Origin of the sequence: Nonomuraea sp. H19 (assembly GCF_052068215.1) — a bacterium.
Taxonomy (GTDB): Bacteria; Actinomycetota; Actinomycetes; order Streptosporangiales; family Streptosporangiaceae; genus Nonomuraea.
Genome location: NZ_JBQHCV010000016.1, coordinates 45,632 through 62,699, shown reverse-complemented (window position 1 = coordinate 62,699; position 17,068 = coordinate 45,632). Strand labels below are relative to the sequence as shown.

The 17,068-nt window shown below is 72.9% G+C and carries 16 protein-coding genes; 4 read left to right on the top strand and 12 right to left on the bottom strand.

Going from position 1 to position 17,068, the window contains the following annotated elements; genetic code table 11:
* The first annotated feature begins 20 nt into the window (after positions 1-20).
* Positions 21-848 (top strand): orotidine-5'-phosphate decarboxylase, encoded by an 828-nt coding sequence (pyrF, locus tag ACTMTI_RS31930; protein WP_441124355.1) that lies wholly within the window; start codon positions 21-23, stop codon positions 846-848.
* 11 nt (positions 849-859) lie between these two features.
* On the opposite strand, the gene ACTMTI_RS31925 is transcribed toward pyrF, so the two are convergent.
* Entirely contained in the window at positions 860-2,578 is a 1,719-nt protein-coding gene (locus tag ACTMTI_RS31925; RefSeq protein WP_441124354.1) for a 2-isopropylmalate synthase, read from the bottom strand.
* Between the two features lie 167 nt (positions 2,579-2,745).
* Here ACTMTI_RS31925 and ACTMTI_RS31920 point away from each other — a divergent pair, with 167 nt between their 5' ends.
* Positions 2,746-3,441: a FadR/GntR family transcriptional regulator gene (locus ACTMTI_RS31920; protein ID WP_441124353.1), complete on the top strand. Its 696-nt coding sequence runs from the start codon at positions 2,746-2,748 to the stop codon at positions 3,439-3,441.
* A gap of 149 nt (positions 3,442-3,590) precedes the next feature.
* On the opposite strand, the gene ACTMTI_RS31915 is transcribed toward ACTMTI_RS31920, so the two are convergent.
* Complete coding sequence (locus ACTMTI_RS31915; RefSeq protein ID WP_441124352.1) at positions 3,591-3,797, bottom strand: hypothetical protein; 207 nt, start codon at positions 3,795-3,797, stop codon at positions 3,591-3,593.
* 222 nt (positions 3,798-4,019) lie between these two features.
* Here ACTMTI_RS31915 and ACTMTI_RS31910 point away from each other — a divergent pair, with 222 nt between their 5' ends.
* On the top strand, positions 4,020-4,580 hold the full coding sequence (locus ACTMTI_RS31910) for a dihydrofolate reductase family protein (protein WP_441124351.1): 561 nt from the start codon (positions 4,020-4,022) through the stop codon (positions 4,578-4,580).
* Here ACTMTI_RS31910 and rbsK read toward each other — a convergent pair.
* The 10 genes from rbsK to ACTMTI_RS31860 all read right to left on the bottom strand — a co-directional run bounded on the left by rbsK (position 4,565) and on the right by ACTMTI_RS31860 (position 15,314).
* The gene (gene rbsK / locus ACTMTI_RS31905) at positions 4,565-5,458 is read right to left on the bottom strand and encodes a ribokinase (protein ID WP_441124350.1); all 894 of its coding nucleotides are present in this window, start codon (positions 5,456-5,458) and stop codon (positions 4,565-4,567) included. The two genes, ACTMTI_RS31910 and rbsK, sit on opposite strands and share 16 nt — an antisense overlap.
* Complete coding sequence (locus ACTMTI_RS31900; protein WP_441124349.1) at positions 5,455-6,795, bottom strand: ADP-ribosylglycohydrolase family protein; 1,341 nt, start codon at positions 6,793-6,795, stop codon at positions 5,455-5,457. Before ACTMTI_RS31900 ends, rbsK begins: the two co-directional genes overlap by 4 nt.
* Positions 6,792-7,931: an ADP-ribosylglycohydrolase family protein gene (locus ACTMTI_RS31895; protein WP_441124348.1), complete on the bottom strand. Its 1,140-nt coding sequence runs from the start codon at positions 7,929-7,931 to the stop codon at positions 6,792-6,794. The genes ACTMTI_RS31900 and ACTMTI_RS31895 overlap by 4 nt, the downstream gene beginning before the upstream one ends.
* Complete coding sequence (locus ACTMTI_RS31890) at positions 7,928-8,893, bottom strand: ADP-ribosylglycohydrolase family protein (RefSeq protein WP_441124347.1); 966 nt, start codon at positions 8,891-8,893, stop codon at positions 7,928-7,930. Before ACTMTI_RS31890 ends, ACTMTI_RS31895 begins: the two co-directional genes overlap by 4 nt.
* Positions 8,894-8,899: 6 nt before the next feature.
* Positions 8,900-9,865 (bottom strand): ADP-ribosylglycohydrolase family protein, encoded by a 966-nt coding sequence (locus ACTMTI_RS31885; protein ID WP_441124346.1) that lies wholly within the window; start codon positions 9,863-9,865, stop codon positions 8,900-8,902.
* Entirely contained in the window at positions 9,862-11,166 is a 1,305-nt protein-coding gene (locus ACTMTI_RS31880; protein ID WP_441124345.1) for an ABC transporter substrate-binding protein, read from the bottom strand. Before ACTMTI_RS31880 ends, ACTMTI_RS31885 begins: the two co-directional genes overlap by 4 nt.
* Before the next feature lie 9 nt (positions 11,167-11,175).
* On the bottom strand, positions 11,176-11,994 hold the full coding sequence (locus ACTMTI_RS31875) for a carbohydrate ABC transporter permease (RefSeq protein ID WP_441124344.1): 819 nt from the start codon (positions 11,992-11,994) through the stop codon (positions 11,176-11,178).
* Positions 11,991-12,905: a carbohydrate ABC transporter permease gene (locus ACTMTI_RS31870; protein WP_441124343.1), complete on the bottom strand. Its 915-nt coding sequence runs from the start codon at positions 12,903-12,905 to the stop codon at positions 11,991-11,993. Before ACTMTI_RS31870 ends, ACTMTI_RS31875 begins: the two co-directional genes overlap by 4 nt.
* Complete coding sequence (locus tag ACTMTI_RS31865) at positions 12,902-13,933, bottom strand: LacI family DNA-binding transcriptional regulator (protein ID WP_441124342.1); 1,032 nt, start codon at positions 13,931-13,933, stop codon at positions 12,902-12,904. Before ACTMTI_RS31865 ends, ACTMTI_RS31870 begins: the two co-directional genes overlap by 4 nt.
* A 157-nt stretch (positions 13,934-14,090) precedes the next feature.
* Positions 14,091-15,314 carry an MFS transporter gene (locus ACTMTI_RS31860; protein WP_441124341.1) on the bottom strand — a complete coding sequence of 408 codons (1,224 nt, stop codon included), beginning with the start codon at positions 15,312-15,314 and terminating at the stop codon, positions 14,091-14,093.
* A 23-nt stretch (positions 15,315-15,337) separates the two neighbouring features.
* On the opposite strand from ACTMTI_RS31860, the gene ACTMTI_RS31855 reads away from it, so the two are divergent.
* Entirely contained in the window at positions 15,338-16,597 is a 1,260-nt protein-coding gene (locus tag ACTMTI_RS31855; protein ID WP_441124340.1) for an ROK family transcriptional regulator, read from the top strand.
* Positions 16,598-17,068 lie beyond the last annotated feature (471 nt).

Here is a 17,068-nt window from a genome sequence, read left to right as displayed (position 1 = left end):
AACACCGCGAAGGGACTGTGATGAACGAGACGTTCGGGACGCGCTTGCGAGCCAGGCTGGACGAGCGCGGACCGCTCTGTGTGGGCATCGATCCCAGCCCGGCGCTGCTCCACGCCTGGGGGCTCGATGACTCGCCGGCCGGTCTCGAACGCTTCAGCCGCACGGTCGTCGACGCGGTGGCCGACGTGGCGGCCCTGGTCAAGCCGCAGTCGGCCTTCTTCGAGCGCTGGGGCAGCCGCGGCATCGCCGTGCTGGAACGCGCCATCGCCGACCTGCGCGAGGCGGGGACGCTGGTGTTGCTGGACGTCAAGCGCGGCGACATCGACAGCACGATGGCCGCGTACGCGGAGGCGTACCTCGACCGGGGCAGCCCGCTGGCCGTGGACGCCGTGACGCTGAGCCCGTACCTGGGGTTCGGGTCGCTGGAGGGGGCGATCAAGTCGGCCGTCGCCAACGACGCGGGCGTGTTCGTGCTGGCCCGCACCTCCAACGCGGAGGCCGCGACGCTGCAGCGGCTGGTGGCCGGCCAGGTGCTGGCCGGGGCCGCCGCGGCGAACGCGGGCCACCGCCCGTTCGGTCCCGTCGGGGTGGTCATGGGGGCCACGCTGCCCGAGCTGGAGCACTCGCTGACCGACCTCAACGGGCCCATCCTCGCTCCGGGGCTGGGCGCCCAAGGAGCCTCTCCCGCCGACGTGGCGCGGCTGTTCGCGCCGGTACGGCATGCCGTCGTGCCCTCGGTCTCCAGGGCCGTGCTCGCCGACCCCAAGCGGTTGCGCGCCCGTACCCTGCAGTACCGGGACGAGTGCGCCGCCTACCTGACCCCAGAGACGGCCGGGCGGGAGCACTGAGGCGGAGAGTCTCAAGAACCGCTGCGAGCAGCGGGTATGAGCACCCGGTTGACGGCGGCGAGCACCGCGTGGAGCGAGGCCGTCAGGACCGAGGTGTCCTGGGCCGCGCCCCAGCAGGTGGTGTCGCCGACGCGGGCCTCCACGTAGGCGATGGCCCGGCTGCCCTGGCCGGGTTCCAGGGCGTGTCCGGCGTAGTGGAGGATGTCGACCTCGATGCCGTCGGCCGCGAGCGCGGCGGCCAGCGCCGCCAGCGGGCCGTTGCCGGTGCCGTGCAGGCGGCGGCCCGAGCGAAGCGTGCCGGCGAACTCGTGGACGCCGGGCCCGGTCTGCGCCGTCGTCCACTCGGCCAGCGCGCTGGTCTCCCCCGGAGCCAGGTAGGTGGCGTGGAAGAGCTCCCAGAGCTGCTGGGCGGTGATCTCCTCGCCGCTGCCGTCCGTGGCCTGCTGGACGACCGCCGAGAAGTCGATCTGCAGGCGGCGGGGCAGCTCCACGCCGTAGTGGGTGCGCAGGAGGTAGGCGATGCCACCCTTGCCCGACTGGCTGTTGACCCGGATGACCGCCTGGTAGCCGCGGCCCACGTCGGCGGGGTCGATCGGCAGGTACGGCACGTCCCACGGCGCGTGTTCCGGAGGGACGCCCAGCTCGGCGGCCCGTTTGGCGTGGTGGGCCAGGCCCTTGCCGATCGCGTCCTGGTGGGTGCCGGAGAAGGCGGTGTAGACGAGGTCGCCCGCGTACGGGTGCCGGTCGGGGACGGGCAGACGGTTGCAGTGCTCGACGGTACGCCGGATGCCGTCGATGTCGGTCAAGTCGATCATGGGGTCGACGCCCTGGGAGTGCAGGTTGAGCGCGAGCGTCACCAGGTCCACGTTGCCGGTTCGCTCGCCGTTGCCGAACAGGCAGCCCTCCACCCGCTGCGCCCCGGCCAGCAGGGCGAGCTCGGCGCAGGCCACGCCGGTGCCGCGGTCGTTGTGCGGGTGCACCGACAAGATCACCGCGTCCCTGCGGTCCAGGTGGCGGTGCATGTACTCGATCTGGTCGGCGTACACGTTGGGCGTGGCCGTCTCGACCGTCGCCGGCAGGTTGTGGATCACCGGGCGGTCCGGTGCGGCGTCCCACAGGGCGGTCAGGTCGTTGCAGATCTCCAGCACGTAGTCGGGCTCGGTGAGGTTGAACACCTCGGGCGAGAACTCGAACCGCACGTCCCGGTCCCCCGCCAGGCGGGCCACGTGCCGGGCGGAGCCCATGATCAGCGTGCGCAGCTCGCGCCTGTCATGGCCGAGCACCACGTCCCGCCAGGTGGGGGCGGTGGGGGTATAGAGGTGGACGACCGCGCGGGGCAGGCCCTCGATCGAGTCGTACGTGCGCTCGATGAGGTCATGCCTGGCGGCCGTGAACACCACCACGGTCACGTCGTCCGGCACGACGCCGGGCGTGGCCAGGTGGCGGACGAAGTCGAAGTCCAGCTGGCTGGATGAGGGGTAGCCGACCTCGATCTCCTTGAACCCCATGCTCACCAGCAGGTCGAACATCCGCCGCTTGCGTTCCGGGTCCATCGGCTCGGCCAGTGCCTGGTTGCCGTCGCGCAGGTCGACGGGCACCCAAAGCGGGGCGTGCGCGATGCGGTTCGCCGGCCAGGCGCGGCCGGTCAGCGGCACCTCGACCCGCTCGTGGGCCGGCCGGTAGCGGTGGTAGGGCATGGTGCTGGGGCGTTGCCTGTTCCAGACGTACATGTCTTTTCCTGTCCGTGGAGGGGATCCGACCGGCATGCTTCGCCCACCGCGGCGGGGTGCCGGTCCGGTCAGGCCCCGACGCGGCGGCCAAGGAGGAGACCGTGCGACGTCATGGGCGCTACACTAACCACACCACAGGTCCTCAGACAACCTGAGAGGTTTATCCGATGGCACTCGGCGCTCTCCGTCCAAGCCCGCTCGTCGAGCAGGCCACCCAGCAACTGCGCGAGGAGATCATGAAGGGCGCGTGGCCGGTCGGCACCCGGCTGCCTGGGGAGAACGCCCTGGCGAAGGCGCTCGGCGTGGGCCGCTCCACGGTCCGGGAGGCGCTGCGCGCGCTGGCAGGGGCCGGGCTGGTGCAGGCCCGGCAGGGGTCCGGGGTGTTCGTGATCGCCACGGAGCCGGCCGAGGACTGGCCGGCCCGGCTGCGGCGAGCCGCGATCACGGACGTGTACGAGGTCCGCATGCTGGTCGAGGTCCAGGCCGCCCGGCTGGCGGCGGAGCGGCGTACCGGCGAGGACGTGGCGGCCATGGAGGCGGCGCTGGAGGCGCGTGCGAGGGCGGCGGCGGGGGACGACGCCGCGTTCGTGGACGCGGACATCGCGCTGCACGCGGCGGTCGTGGCGGCGGCCGGCAACCCGGTGCTCACTGACCTGTTCGCGGAGTTCGCACCGGCGTTGCGGGGGCGGCTGATCGACGTGGTGGAGTTGCTGGAGCTGCGCGAACACGATCGGAATCCGGGGCACGGGTCGCACGCGGCGCTGGTGACGGCGATCCGGGACGGCGACGCGGACGCGGCCAGCGGGATCCTGCAGGCCGAGCTGGACCAGACCCTCGCCCACCTGCACACCGACCGCTCCTGACTCCGCCGCCGAGGCACCCGCCCCAGGGCGCCCGTCCCTCGGCTCATCGCTCAGCCCGACAGCGCGCTCACGACGGCCGGTCTCCGGCCCGTGTCCTGGCGGTACCGCGACAGCGGCCGGGCATCGCCGGCCAGCGGGCCGGCGGGGCGTCAGCCGGTGGGGCCGGCGTCTGGGCGGATCACGTCCTCGTCCTCGGGCGCTTCCTCGCTCTCGGGCACGTCCTGCGCCTCCGGCGGGTCGGCCGGGATGGGGCGGCGGGTCTTCGGCGTGCCGGCGCCGGACCGCTTCGCGACGACGTCGCTCTCCCCTTCCACGCCGCTCACCGCTTCCGGCAGGTCTTCGGGCTTTTCGCTCATAGTCACCACCTGCCCCGCGCGCACCGGACGAACCTGCCCGCGTGGCACCTGCCCGGCGGCGGCGTCGAGCCGGGCCTGCTCGCCGGGGAGACCGCCCGGCCGGCCCCGGTGCGGCACGCCTGGGACGCCCGGGAACTGACCGGGAAATTTCTTCCGGAGGATGTAGAGAACCCCGGGACGGCTCCGACCTCCTCGCGAAAGCACAGCGACAAGGAGCGCGAAATGAGCAAGCTCATCTACTGGGTCCACGCTTCCGCCGACGGCTACATCCACGGCCCGAACGGCGAGTTCGACTGGGCGCAGATGGGGCCGGAGCTGTCGGCGTACGGGGATGAGGTCCAGGAGCGGGTCGGCACCTTCCTGTACGGGCGCGTCGTGTGGGAGATGATGTCGAGCTGGTGGCCGCAGGCCGAATCGATGTCGGACCACCCGCACGACCTGAAGTTCGCGCCCATCTGGCGCAGCACCCCGAAGGTCGTCTTCTCCGCGACGCTGCTGGAGGCCGGCTGGAACACCCGGATCATCTCCGGGAACCTCACCGACGAGGTCGCGGAGCTCAAGCGGCGGTCCGGCAAGGACCTGCTGCTGAACGGCGGCTCCCGGCTGGCGTCCGCGCTCACCGAGCTGGGGCTGATCGACGAGTACCACATCATGGTCCACCCGGTCCTCCTCGGCGGCGGCCAGCAGCTGTTCCTGCCGCCGAAGGACCGGGTCGACCTGCGGCTGGTGGAGTCGAGGACGTTCGACTCGCGGACGGTGCTGCTGCGCTACGAGCGATCCTGAAGCGCGTCCTCGATCTCCCGCCGGTGGGGCATCGAGGTGCTGGCGCCCTCGCGCTGCACCGACAGCCCGGCCGCCGCGGAGGCGAAGCGCAGGGCGTCCGCCACGGGCAGCCTTTCCGCCCTGGCCACGGCCAGAGCACCGACGAACGTGTCCCCCGCCGCCGTCGTGTCCACCGCCTTCACCTCGGCTGCCGGCATCCGCAACCGCTCCCCCGATCGCGACCCGTACAGGGCGCCTTCGGAGCCCAGCGTGATGACGGCCTCCTCCACCCGCTCCAGCAGCGCGTCCAGGGCGGCGTCCGCGCCGGCGACGCCGGTGATGGCGGCGGCCTCGTGCTCGTTGGGGACGATCAACGTGACGGCGTCGAGGAGCTCGCCGGGCAGAGGCTGGGCGGGCGCCGGGGTGAGGATGACGGGCACGCCGGCCGCCCGGCCCGCCTCCGCCGCCGCCACGACCGCGTCCATGGGCAGCTCCAGCTGCAGCAGCAGGGCGTGCGAGCTCGCGATCGCGGCCAGGTCGTCGCCCGACGGGCTGGTGACGGTGCCGTTCGCGCCGGCCACGACGATGATCGAGTTGCCGCCGTCGTCGTCGACCACGATGTGCGCGATGCCGCTGGGCCCCGGCACCTGGCGCAGGCCGCGTACGTCCACGCCGGCCCCCGCCAGCGTGGCACGCAGCTCCGCGCCGAAGCCGTCGTCGCCGACCGCCCCGAGGAAGGCCACCTGCGCGCCCGCCCGCGCGGCGGCGATGGCCTGGTTGGCGCCCTTGCCGCCGGGCACGGTGCGGAACCGGTGACCGGTGACCGTTTCGCCCCGCTTGGGGGCTTGGGCGACGTAGGCGACGAGGTCCATGTTGGCGCTGCCGAAAACCGAGATCATGCCTGCATCATCTCCTGAGTCCGCCTGGCCAGCTCACCGAGACTCACCCCGTCGAACCCGGTCAGGCTGCTGGCCAGGCTGTCGCGCAGGCGCCACCGGTCGGGCACGCCGCCGTTCAGCGCGCCCGCGATGGATCCGGCGGTGGCTCCCGCGGAGTCGGTGTCCCAGCCGCCGGCGACCGCTCCGGCGATCGTGGCGGTGAAGTCGCCCCGGCCGTGGATCAGCGTGGCGGCGATGAGGGCGGCGTTGTTGATCGTGTGCACCCAGTGCAGGGCGCCGTGCCTCCCGTGCAGGAGGTCGACGACCCGTTCGAAGTCCTCCTCGCGGGCGGCGTCCGCGGCGGCCAGGTGTACCGCCTCGTGCAGCCGCGAGGCCGGCGGCACCACGGACAGTCCCGCCCGTACGACCTCCTCGGGTGATGTGGCCACCAGCGAGGCGGCGCACATCGCGGCCACGAACATCGCCCCGTAGATCCCGTTCGCGGTGTGTGTGAGCCGGGCGTCGCGCCAGGCGTACTCGGCGGCCGTGGCCGGGTCGCCCGGGTTGACCCAGCCGTACACGTCTGCCCGGATCAGGGCGCCGATCCACTCCCGGAACGGGTTGCGGTGGGCGGCCGTGCGCGGGGGTTCGACGCCGTTCAGGAGGTTGCGGTACGCGATGCGCTCGGCGGTGAACGTACGGCCGGCGGGCAGCTCGTCGAGCCACAGCCTGGCCACGTCGTCGGTGGTGAAGGCGCGGCCGTGGCGCTCCAGCAAGGACAGGGCCAGCAGCGGGTAGTTGAGGTCGTCGTCCTCGGGGATGCCGTCGATGTTCTCGGCCAGCGAGTTGACGGCGCTGCGGCGGTTCCACGGCCAGCGGCGCGCGATGTCGTCCGGCAGGCCCTTGGCGGTGAACCAGCCGCGGATGGGCCAGTTGCCGGTGGCCTCGGCGATCCGCCTGATGCCGTCGCGCGGGATCTTCTCGACGGGCTTGCCGAGCACGCACCCGGCCGCCCGCCCGAGCCACGCCCCCAGCACCCGCTCCGGATCCACGGCGGCCGATCCAGGTTCGCGTCCCGGCCAGTCCGGGCAGGCCGCGATGATGCCGGCCAGGTCCGACGGCTCGGCCGGCGGCGACGGGATGGCGGCCAGCTCGTCCAGCAGTTCCTCGGCGAGCCCGCGCAGCCGCGCCGCCCCCGGCTCCGAGGCCCCGGCGCGCGGCGGGGCGTCGTGCCCGCCCGCCGCGTGCCACCGTGCCGCGATCTCCCGTACGAGCCCGCCGTCCCTGCCGTCCTCGGCGGCCTGGCGCAGCTCGTGCCCGATCAGGTCCTCGGGCTGGACCCAGGTGAGCCGGATCATCCGCGGTCGAGCTCGGCGAAGGCGGCCTCGTGGGCGCGGCGGCGTACCAGGTCGGCGGCGTGCACACGGCGCGCCACCGCCGCGATGGCGCGCCCGGGAGCCACCAGGTCCGTACGGCTGGCCACGCCCACCTGCTCCACCCACTCCGCCGGTACGGCGCTCAGTCCTCCGAGCGCCCCCGCGATGGCCCCGCCCATGGAGGCGATCGAGTCGGCGTCGCGCCCGTAGTTGACGCCGCCCAGCACCGTGTCGCGGTAGCCGCCCTTGGCGATCACCAGGAATCCCAGCGCCAGCGGCAGCTCCTCGATGCTGTGCGTCCGGCTCGGCCGCCGCGCCCCCAGCCCCTGGTCGCGGTAGGTGTCGGCGACCGTGTCGTAGGGCCGCATGGCGGCCCGCAGCGCCTGGAACGACCCGTCCCAGTGCCCGAGCCCGGCGGCGGCCTCGCAGACCGACTCGATGGCGGCCCTGGTGCCGTCCTTGGCCAGGCGCAGGCAGGCGGCGACCACGGAGTCGACCGTGGCGCCCGGCCGCATGGCCTCGGCCACGGCGGCGGCCATGACCCCGGCGGCCTCGCGGCCGTAGCTGGACTGGTGCGCCCCGGCCAGGTCGACGGCCTCGGCGTAGGCGGCGTCGGGGTCGGCGGCGTTCACGATGCCGACGGGCGCGATGTACATGGCGGCGCCGCAGTTGACGATGTTCCCGACGCCGGCCTCGCGCGGGTCCACGTGCCCGTAGTGCAGCCGGGCCACGATCCACTTCTCGGCCAGGAAGATCCGCTGCAGCGGCAGCGCCTCGGCCTCCAGCTCGGGGATCCAGCGCCGCTCGCCCATCAGCTCGGGCACGAGGTGGTCGGCCATCGCGTACGCGTCGAGGTGCCCGCCGGCCTTCTCGTAGACGCGGATCAGGGCGTGCGTCATCAGCGTGTCGTCGGTGATGTGGCCGTCGCCCTTGTGGTACGGCGCGATCGGCCGGGCGTTGCGCCAGTCCTCGTTGAACGGCGGGACGATGCCCTCGACGCGGCCGCCGTACCTGTCCACGATCTGTTCGGGGGTCCAGCCCTCGGTGGCGCCGCCCAGCGCGTCACCGACCGCCGCCCCCGCCACGCAGCCGGTTGCCCTGTCCTCAAGCGGCGTCATGCGATTCCTTCCGTTAGGTCGATCAGATCCTTGCCCGCCAGACCGGGCAGGCAACAGCCGGCCAGCGTACGGGCCGCGGCGGCCCATCCTTCCGGGATGGCCGCGTACCCGCCGCACGCCCCCGTCAGCGCTCCGGCCAGCGCGGGCGCGGAGTCGGCCAGCGCGGCCAGGCACGCCGCCGCGGGCACGGCCCTGCTCAGCTCGCCGTCCGCCGCCTCGGCCAGCGCCAGCGCCACGGGGACCGTCTGGGCGGCGCCCACGCCGTAGCTGTAGACGTGGTCGAGCAGCGCGGCGTCCAGCGCGGGTACCGCGCCGAACGGATCGCCCGCCTTGCGCGCGACGGCCAGCGCCACGCGGGCGTTGTGCCCGATGGCGGTCTCCTGCGGCAGCACGGCCAGGGCCGCTTCCACGGCCTGCCGGATCTCGCCCGACGCCACGGCCTCGGCCACGGCGGCGGCCATGGCCTGCGCGCCGCGGATCCCGTCGGCGGCGTTCGTCACCTGGGCGTCCTGCGTGGGGTCCCTCCCGAGGGCCCCGAAGGCGACGGCCCTGACGGCGGCGGCGTCGTCGAAGTGGTGCGGGTTGTCGTGCCCGGACGCGGGCGGTTCGACGCCCTTGGCCAGGTTGTCCAGCGCGGTCGCCACCGAGATCCGGGCCCGCGTGTCGCCGCCGATGAGCTCCCTGAACGCCTCGGCTCTCGGCCGGTCGATCGTGAGCGCCGTCCAGGCGAGCCACTCGGCGTCGTCGGACGGGCCGATGGCCAGCGGCGCGGTCGGCTGGTTGAGCGCGAACGGCACCGGCAGCGTGGTGACCCGGTGCTCTTCCGCGAACGCGTCGAGCTCTCTGTGCAGGCGCCTGCTCCAGGGAGCGTGCAGGGCCGACCGGTGCCTGGCGGCGGGCCAGCCCGCGGCGTCACCGACGGCGAGCCCCGCGAAGGCCCCTCTGATCCTGTCCCCCGACATCGTGATCTACAGTCCTCTCGCCAGCTCGTCGGCGACGTCCAGCACGTGTTTTCCGGCCACGACGGGCAGGCACTTGCCTGTCACGGGTCCGATCCTGGCGGCCCAGCGCCGGGGCACGCCGCCCTCACCCTGCCCGGCTCCCGCGACGGCTCCGGCGATGGCCCCGATCGTGTCGGCGTCCCTGCCCAGGCTCACCCCGAACGTCACCGACGCCTCGACGTCCCCGTCGCCGGCGAGGAACGCGGCCAGGGCCAGCGCGACGGCTTCGGGAGCGACGTCGGTCCAGGGGTAGTGCCTGACGACGACGGCCTCGTGCAGGGCCTCGACGACGCCCGGGGCGTCCGCCGCCGATCGGCCGAGCACCTCGCGGACCCGTACGATGTTCCGCGCCGTCCACGAGTCGGCCGGGATGACCGACAGCGCGGCGAGCACCACGTCCCCGGCAGAGGCCCCGCCCATGGCGGCGGCCACCGCTCCGGCGACGGCCCGCCCGCCGAGTATGCCCTCGCCGGAACCGCTGACCATCCCGTCCTGCTCCACCAGCCGGGCGGCCTCCGCCGGATCCCCCGGACAGAAGATCCCGTAGGGCGCGGCCCGCATGGCCAGCCCGTCCGACCAGCCGTGCGAGTGCGCCAGCCCGGTCAACGGCGGTTCCAGGCCGCGTCGAAGCGCTTCGACGGTGCCCAGCTCGGAAAATCCCGCCCCCCGCATCGGTCCGGTCACGCGGGGGATGATCTCCGTCCGGTACGCGTCCGCCACCAGGGCGGGCGTCAGCCCGTGCCCATGCCGCACCAGCAGCGAGGCGGCGAAGATCGCGTACTCGGTGTCGTCCGTGCCCCCGCCCTCGATCTCGGTGAGCCGTCCCCACCGCCGCCGGATCTCCGCCGGCGACAGGTTCTCGGCCGGGGCCCCGAGGGCGTCGCCGGCCGCGAGGCCGAGCAGACACCCCCGGGCTTTAGCCCGATAAGTCACCGCTGGTACCGCTCCAACACCTTGTTCCCCTCATCGACCAGTTTCGTGGCGGCCTCGTCAATGGTGATCTTATTGGCGTAGAACTCCTGCAGCACCGGTGTGGCGACCTTGCTCTTCCACTCGTCGAACCCCTTGACCTTGAGGAACGGTGCGACGACGAGGTTCTTGGCGGAGGCGGTGGCCACGTCCCAGCCGTTCTCCCTGGCCGTCATCGCCGGGTCGGCGGCGGCCGTCTGCGAGGTCGGCAGCAGCCAGTCGCCCTTGGCGAGCTTGGCCTGGTTGGGGCCGTTCAGGAAGAACGCGATGAACTTCATGGCCTCGTCCGCGTGCTTGCTGTCCTGGGCGATGGACAGCGTCTGCGAGACCGCGCCCTGCTGGGCCGAGGTGCCCTTGGGCCCGGGCAGCGTGACCCATTCGAACCCGTCGGGCGCCTGCTCGGCGACCTGCTGGCGGAGGAAGACGCCGGCGGGCAGCATGGCGAACTTGCCCTTGTAGAAGGCGGGCAGCGGGTCGGCGGTGCCCTGGCCGAGCGCGGCCGGGTCGGCCGACTTGTCCTTGTAGAGCTGGTCGTGGATGCGCTGGAGCACCTCACGCTCCTCCGGCCCGACCTTGACCGTGGTCTTGCCGCCGGCGCTCTCGAAGAACGTGCCGCCGAAGTTGAGCGCCAGGTTGAGGGTCTTGTTGACCGGCGACTTCATGGGCCAGGCCACGCCGAGCGCGCCGCCCTTGGTCATCTTCTTGGCGGCCTCGGAGAACTCGTCCCACGTCCACGGGCTGTCCGGGGTCGGGACGCGTACGCCGGACTTGTCGAGCAGCTTCTTGTTGGCGATGATGACCTGCGACTCCTGCAGGAACGGCACGCCGTAGACGCCCTGCTTGCCCTTGCCGTCGTCGAAGGTGACGGTGTCCCAGGCGGCCTGCGGGATGTCGCTCTTGAGCTCGGCGGGCAGCTTGTCGCTGAGGTCCAGCAGGTAGCCGTCGGAGGCGAAGCCGGACAGCGCGGGCGAGTCGTTGTGGATGACGTCGGGCGCGGTGCCGCCGGCGAACTGGGTGACGAGCTGGTCGTTGACGTTGTCCCAGCTGCCCTGGACGTAGGTGACCTGGATCTTGGGGTTGGCCCTGTTCCACTCGTCCACGAGCTGGTTGTTCGCGGCGACGGATTCCTTCTGCCACGCCAGGCTGAGGAAATTGATCTTTACTGGCTCGTTGGAGGAGGACGAGGACCCGCCGCCGCCTCCGCTGCCGCACGCGGCGGCGAGCGCGACGACCGCCGCCGCCGCCAGAGCGGACTTGATTCGCATATGAGCCTCCTAGCCCTTGACGGCGCCGGCCATCAGGCCGGACTTCAGGCGCCGCTGGATGATTGCGAAGAAGATCAGGCTCGGGATCGTCGCCATGAGCGACGCCGCGGCCAGCGGGCCGAGCCTGGCCACTCCCTCGGGGCCGGTGAACCTCACCAGCGTCAGCGGGAGCGTCATGACGTCGGGGTTCTGCAGGATGACGAGCGCGAACATGAACTCGTTCCACGAGGAGATGAACGCGAACAGCAGCGTGGCGACCACGCCCGGCGCCAGCAGCGGCGCCACGACCTTGACGATCGAGCGCAGCCGCGTCGCGCCGTCCACGGCGGCGGCCTCCTCCAGCTCGCGGGGCACCGCGCGGACGTACCCCTGCAGCATCCACAGCGCGAACGGCAGTGTGAACGTCACGTGCACGATCGCCAGCCCGGGCAGCGTGTTCACCAGCTCCATCTCCCGCAGGATCATGAAGAGCGGGATGATGATCAGGATGAACGGGAACACCTGGCTGACCAGCACCCATCCGATCGCCAGGCGGTTGAGCAGGCCGCGGTAGCGGGCCATGGCGTACGCGGCGGGCAGCGAGATCAGCACCGTGACCACGCTGCTGACCAGCGCCACGACGAGGCTGCGCCCGGCGGCGCCGACCAGGTCCTGCTCGCCGAACGCGTCGGTGAAGTTGGCCAGCGTCGGCTCCCGCGGGATCCACGCCGGGTCGGCCTGCGCCATCTCCTGGGGCGTCTTCAGCGCCGTGGACAGCAGCCAGACCAGCGGGAAGGCCAGGAAGACGACGTACGCGACCAGCGCGGCGTACTGCGGCAGGCGTCTCATCGGGTCTCCCTCATCTGCCGCCACAGGTACAGCCCGAGCACGGCCAGCACGACGATCGCCATGGCCAGGCCCAGCATCGAGGCGTAGCCGGCGAACCGGTAGCGGAAGGCCTCCTCGTAGGCGAACAGCATCGGCAGCCGCGTCTGGCCGCCGGGACCGCCTTGCGTGAGCACGTAGACCAGGCCGAACTGATTGATGTTCCACACGAAGTCGAGCGAGGTGATCGCCACGATCACGGGGCGGAGCTGCGGCAGGGTGATGTTCCAGAAGCGCCGCCAGCGGCCCGCGCCGTCCACCTCGCCGGCTTCGTACAGCTCCTTCGGGATGCCCTGCAGGCCCGCCAGCAGCACCACCGTCGTCTGCGGCATGCCGGTCCAGACGCCGACCACGATGATCGCGGGCAGCGCGAGCGAGAAGTCGGCCAGCCAGTTGATGTTGGTGCCGAGCAGGCTGTTGAGGATGCCGGCGTCCGGGTGGTAGACGAGCTTCCACATCAGGCCGATGACCACCGGCGGCATGGCCCACGGCACCACCGCGAGCACCCTGGCCACGCCCCTGAACCGCAGGTTCTCGTTGAGCAGCAGCGCCAGGCCGAGCGCGGCCAGGAACTGCAGCACGGTCACCGAGACCGCCCAGATCATGCCGATCCGGAAGGAGGACCAGAAGTCGGCGGCGCCCAGCAGCTCGACGAAGTTGTCCAGGCCGACGAAGGCGGTCTCGTGGTTGCGGGTGTTGCGGGCGTCGGTGAACGCCAGGCCGATGCCGTACAGCAGCGGTCCCACGCTGAACAGCAGGACCGGCACCAGCGCGGGCAGCATGAGCAGCCACATCTCACGGGTCGTGCGCGAGATCCCCTTGGGGCGCTTGTGCGACCGGCTCGGCGGCGCGGGCCTCGTCGCGGTCGCCGTCACGCCCGGCCCCCTTGCTCTTCGTACGCGACGCCGGCCGTCGAGGCCCGCACCACGAGCCGGGGCGGCACGGTGACCACCCGGGGCTCGCGCTCACCGCCCTGCAGCCGTTCGAGCAGCAGCTCGGCGGCGGCCTTGCCGCGCTCGGCGGACCCGAGCGACACGCTCGTCAGCGACGGCCAGGAGGCCGCGGCCAGGTCGGTGTCGTCCATGCCGACCACCGCCACGTCGTCGGGCACCCGCCGGCCCGCGGCCCGCAGCACGTCCAGCGCGCCGAGCGCGATCAGGTCGTTGGCGCACATCAGCGCGTCCACGTCGGGGACCCGGGCGAGCAGCTCCGCCACGGCGCGGCCCCCCTGCTCGCGGTAGAAGTCGCCGATCTGCACGAGGTTCTCGTCGAAGGGCAGGCCGAGGTCGCCCAGCGCCTCGCGGTAGGCGGCCCCGCGCGCGGCGCCGGGCACGGTGTCGAGCGGGCCGTTGATCATGCCGATCCGGCGCCGCCCCAGCGTGTAGAGGTGGTCGATGGCCAGCCTGACGCCGGTACGCGAGTCGGCGCGTACGTTGTCCACGCGCGTCCCCTCGGGCACCGATCCGATGATCACGACCGGCGCGCGGGCGGCGGCCAGCATCTCCAGGTGGGCCTCGGTGACCCGCAGCGGGCTCATGATCAGCCCGTCCACGTAGCGCTCCCCCAGGCTGTGCAGCACGTCGATCTCGTCGGCCACGACGGCGTCGGTGGAGTGCAGCACGAGCCGGTATCCGGCGGCCTTCAGCACCGGCTGGATCTGGCGCAGCATGGCCAGGTAGGCGGGGTTGCCCACGTCGGCCATGGCGAAGGCCACCTGGTGGGTGCGGCGCGACTTGAGCGACCTGGCCACGGCGTTGCGCACGTAGCCGAGCTCGTCCGCGGCCGCCATCACCTTGCGCACCGTCTCCTGCCTGGTCGGCAGGCCGTTCAGGACGCGCGAGACGGAGGCGATCGAGACACCGGCGCGCGCGGCGATCGTATTGATCGTGGGTCCCTCGGCCAAGGCTGTCCTTTCCCCAGACGCAACCCGCTGTAAACGTTTACGGCGTGTGGGCCACATGAAACCTGGGTGTAACGTACAGGTCAAGTCACGATCACATAACACCAGGTCAGCGGGCCTGCGGGGCCCCGGAAGCACCGGACCCCGCCCACGTGCCGGCTCAGTCGCGGACGGCCACCTCCAGGGGCGGGGCGGTGGCACGGGAGAGCGCGCGGATGCCCGGCGCCCCGGCCAGCGTCACCACAGCGGCGAGCACGGCCGGGATGATCAGCGCGATCGGCAACGACGACGTCGCCTCCGCCACGTACCCCAGCACGGCGGGTCCCAGCAGCAGCCCGCTGTAGCCGAAGGCCGTCACCATGGCCAGCGCCCGCCCGACCCGCCCGCCGGCCGCGCCCACGGCGCTGAAGAGCACCGGCACGACGGTGGCCAGTCCGACGCCGGTCAGCGCCCACCCGGTCCACGCGCACACCACCCGCAGCGCCTCGGGGGCCAGGGGCGCGGCGAGGACGAGCGCGTACCCCACAGTGGCGAACAGCCCGGCGAGCTGGATGGTGCGCACGGACCCGAGCCGGGCCCTGATCGGGTCACCGAGCAGGCGCACGGTGGTCATGGCCACGGAGAAGATCGTGTACGCGAGCGGCGCCATCGCGGGATCGGTCTGCAGCACCCAGCGCGCGTGCAACGCCGCCCAGTCGATGGCCGCCCCTTCGCTCAGGTGCCCGGCGAACGCGGCCAACCCGAGCAGCGCGATCAGCCCCCAGCGCAACGAGGAGCCGCCCTGCTGGGCTCCGGAGTCGGTGGACTCGTGCGCGGGCGGATCGGGCAGCAGCAGCCGCGCCGCTGGCACGTACAGGAACGGCACCACCAGCGCCGCCGCGATCAGCAGGATCTGGGCGTCCACGCCGGCCTGCAGGATCAGCGAGGTCAGCGCGCCTCCGGCGGCCCCGCCCAGGCTCCACGTGCCGTGGAAGGCCGAGATGATCGGCCGCCCGTAGCGGCGCTCGACCTCGACGGAGTGGGCGTTCATGGCGACCTCGGTCACCCCCAGCCCGATCCCGAACACGACCGCGAGCACCGCCAGAGCCCAGTACGAGGACGCGAGCGCGGGCCCGAGCAGCACCAATCCGGAGAAGGGCCCGGCGATCCAGCACACCCGCCGGCTCGACCAGCGGTCCACCAGCGGCCCGGCCGCCAGCATCGACACCAGCGCCCCGCCCGAGATCAGGAGCAGGACGCTGCCCAGCCGGGCGGGGCCGAGGCCGAGCCGGTCGTTCAGGGACGGCAGCCCGGCCGCCCACAGACCCATCACCAATCCGGCCAGGAAGAAGAACCCGAAAACTCCGACACGGGCGCGTTTGGCGTCAATGAGACTTTTGTTCACGGCTAGAGCATAAACTGTGTTTCGTGAATGGAGCTACGACCAGTGGCGAACTCCGCGCGCACAACCGGGTCAGGTTGCTGCGTGCCGTACACGACTGCGGGGCCACCCGCACCAGGTCCCAGCTGACCCGTGACCTGCGGCTGGCGAGAGGGACGGCGTCGGTTCTCGTCGCCGGGCTGGTGGAGGACGAACTGCTGCACGAGGAGCCCGCGCCGGAGCACGCGCGGGGCCGGCCGACGCTGGTGCCGGGCCCGCATCCGCACGGGCCGCTGGCGCTGGCCGTGGACGTGCGCGAGGACGCCTGGGAGCTGGCGGCGTGCGAGCTGGGCGGCCGGGTGACGGTGCTCGCCGTACGCCCGCACGACGGCACGCCGGAGGGCGTCCTCGTGCCGCTGGGCGAGGCCATCGCCGCCGAGCAGGAACGGTTCGGGCACCGGGTCGTCGGGATCGGCGTGGCGCTCGCGGGCCCGGTCCGGCACGGCGGCCTGGTGGACATCGCCCACCTGAGCTGGCGCTCGGTCGACGTCCCCCGCCTCCTCGGCCTGGCCGCGCCACCGCCGGCCATGGAGGGGACGGCGGCGACCGCGACGGCGGCGGGGGTGCCGATCGTGGTGGGCAACGACACCGTGCTGGCGGCGCTGGCCGAGGCGCGGCGCGGGCGGCTGCGGGGCGTCGGCGTGGCGCTGCACCTGCATGTGGACTTCGACCTCGGCGGCGTGCTGGTCGTGGACGGGCGGCCGCTCGGCGGCGCGAGCGGCGGGGGCGCCGAGTTCGGCCATATGCCGCTGACCGGCGGCGACCGTCCCTGCATGTGCGGCGCGACCGGCTGCTGGGGCATGGACGTCGGCGTGAACGCCCTGCTGCGCCACGTCGGCCTGGCCCACGGCGGCGGCCGGGGCCGCGAGCAGGCCGCACAGGTGCTGGCCACGAGCCGGGAGGCGGTGGAAGCCAACGCCGGTGCGCTGGGCCGCGGCATCGCGGCTCTGGTGAACGCCCACGACCCCGAGGCGGTCACCCTGTCGGGCCTGGGCGCCGAGCTGTACGAGCGGGCCGGGGACACCATGCTGGAGTCCTGCCGTCCGGGCCTCATGGCCATCCGCCGCGACCACCCGCCCCGCATCGAGGGCACCGCGCTGGGCTGGCGCGGCTCGCTCCTCGGCGCCATGGAGTCGGTCTTCGACGCCTTCCTCACCCCGGAGGGCCTCGTCCGCTGGCGTGGAAACCACCGTGACCAGGGTCACGACACGCCCGACCAGCAGAATGTGATGAATTCCACGCGATAGCGGCAAAGCGCGCCATAACCCACCTCTCACCCCCATGAGCCACGCGATCTTGCCAGGCCTCGGCGGGATGCTGTCCGCATGAAAGGGTCGATGGGCGGAAGAATCGCGACCCGAGGGACGAACAGGTGAATCTCGGGCTCGCGCTCCGCGTGACCGCGGCCGCCATGAGCCAGAAGACCGGGAAGGGCGCGGCGGTCTCCGTGGCGAGCGCCGGCGAGGGCGGAAATCCGGTGTCTTCGCAGCGTATGGAGGTGCTGGCCGGTGCTCGCGCCGGGCAAGGCGTACACCGCGGTGGCCCTGCGCGGACCCGCCGCGGAGCCGGCTCCGCCGACGGCTACTGGCGGGGGGCTCCCGGGCCTGGCCGGGGGCGGATTCAGGGGATTCTGAGGTGGCATCCCGCGGTGGGCGGACTACGGTGAGGGAGAACGCGTGGTCGGCGGCACAGGGGTCAGCGGAGGCACGCTCGCGCGG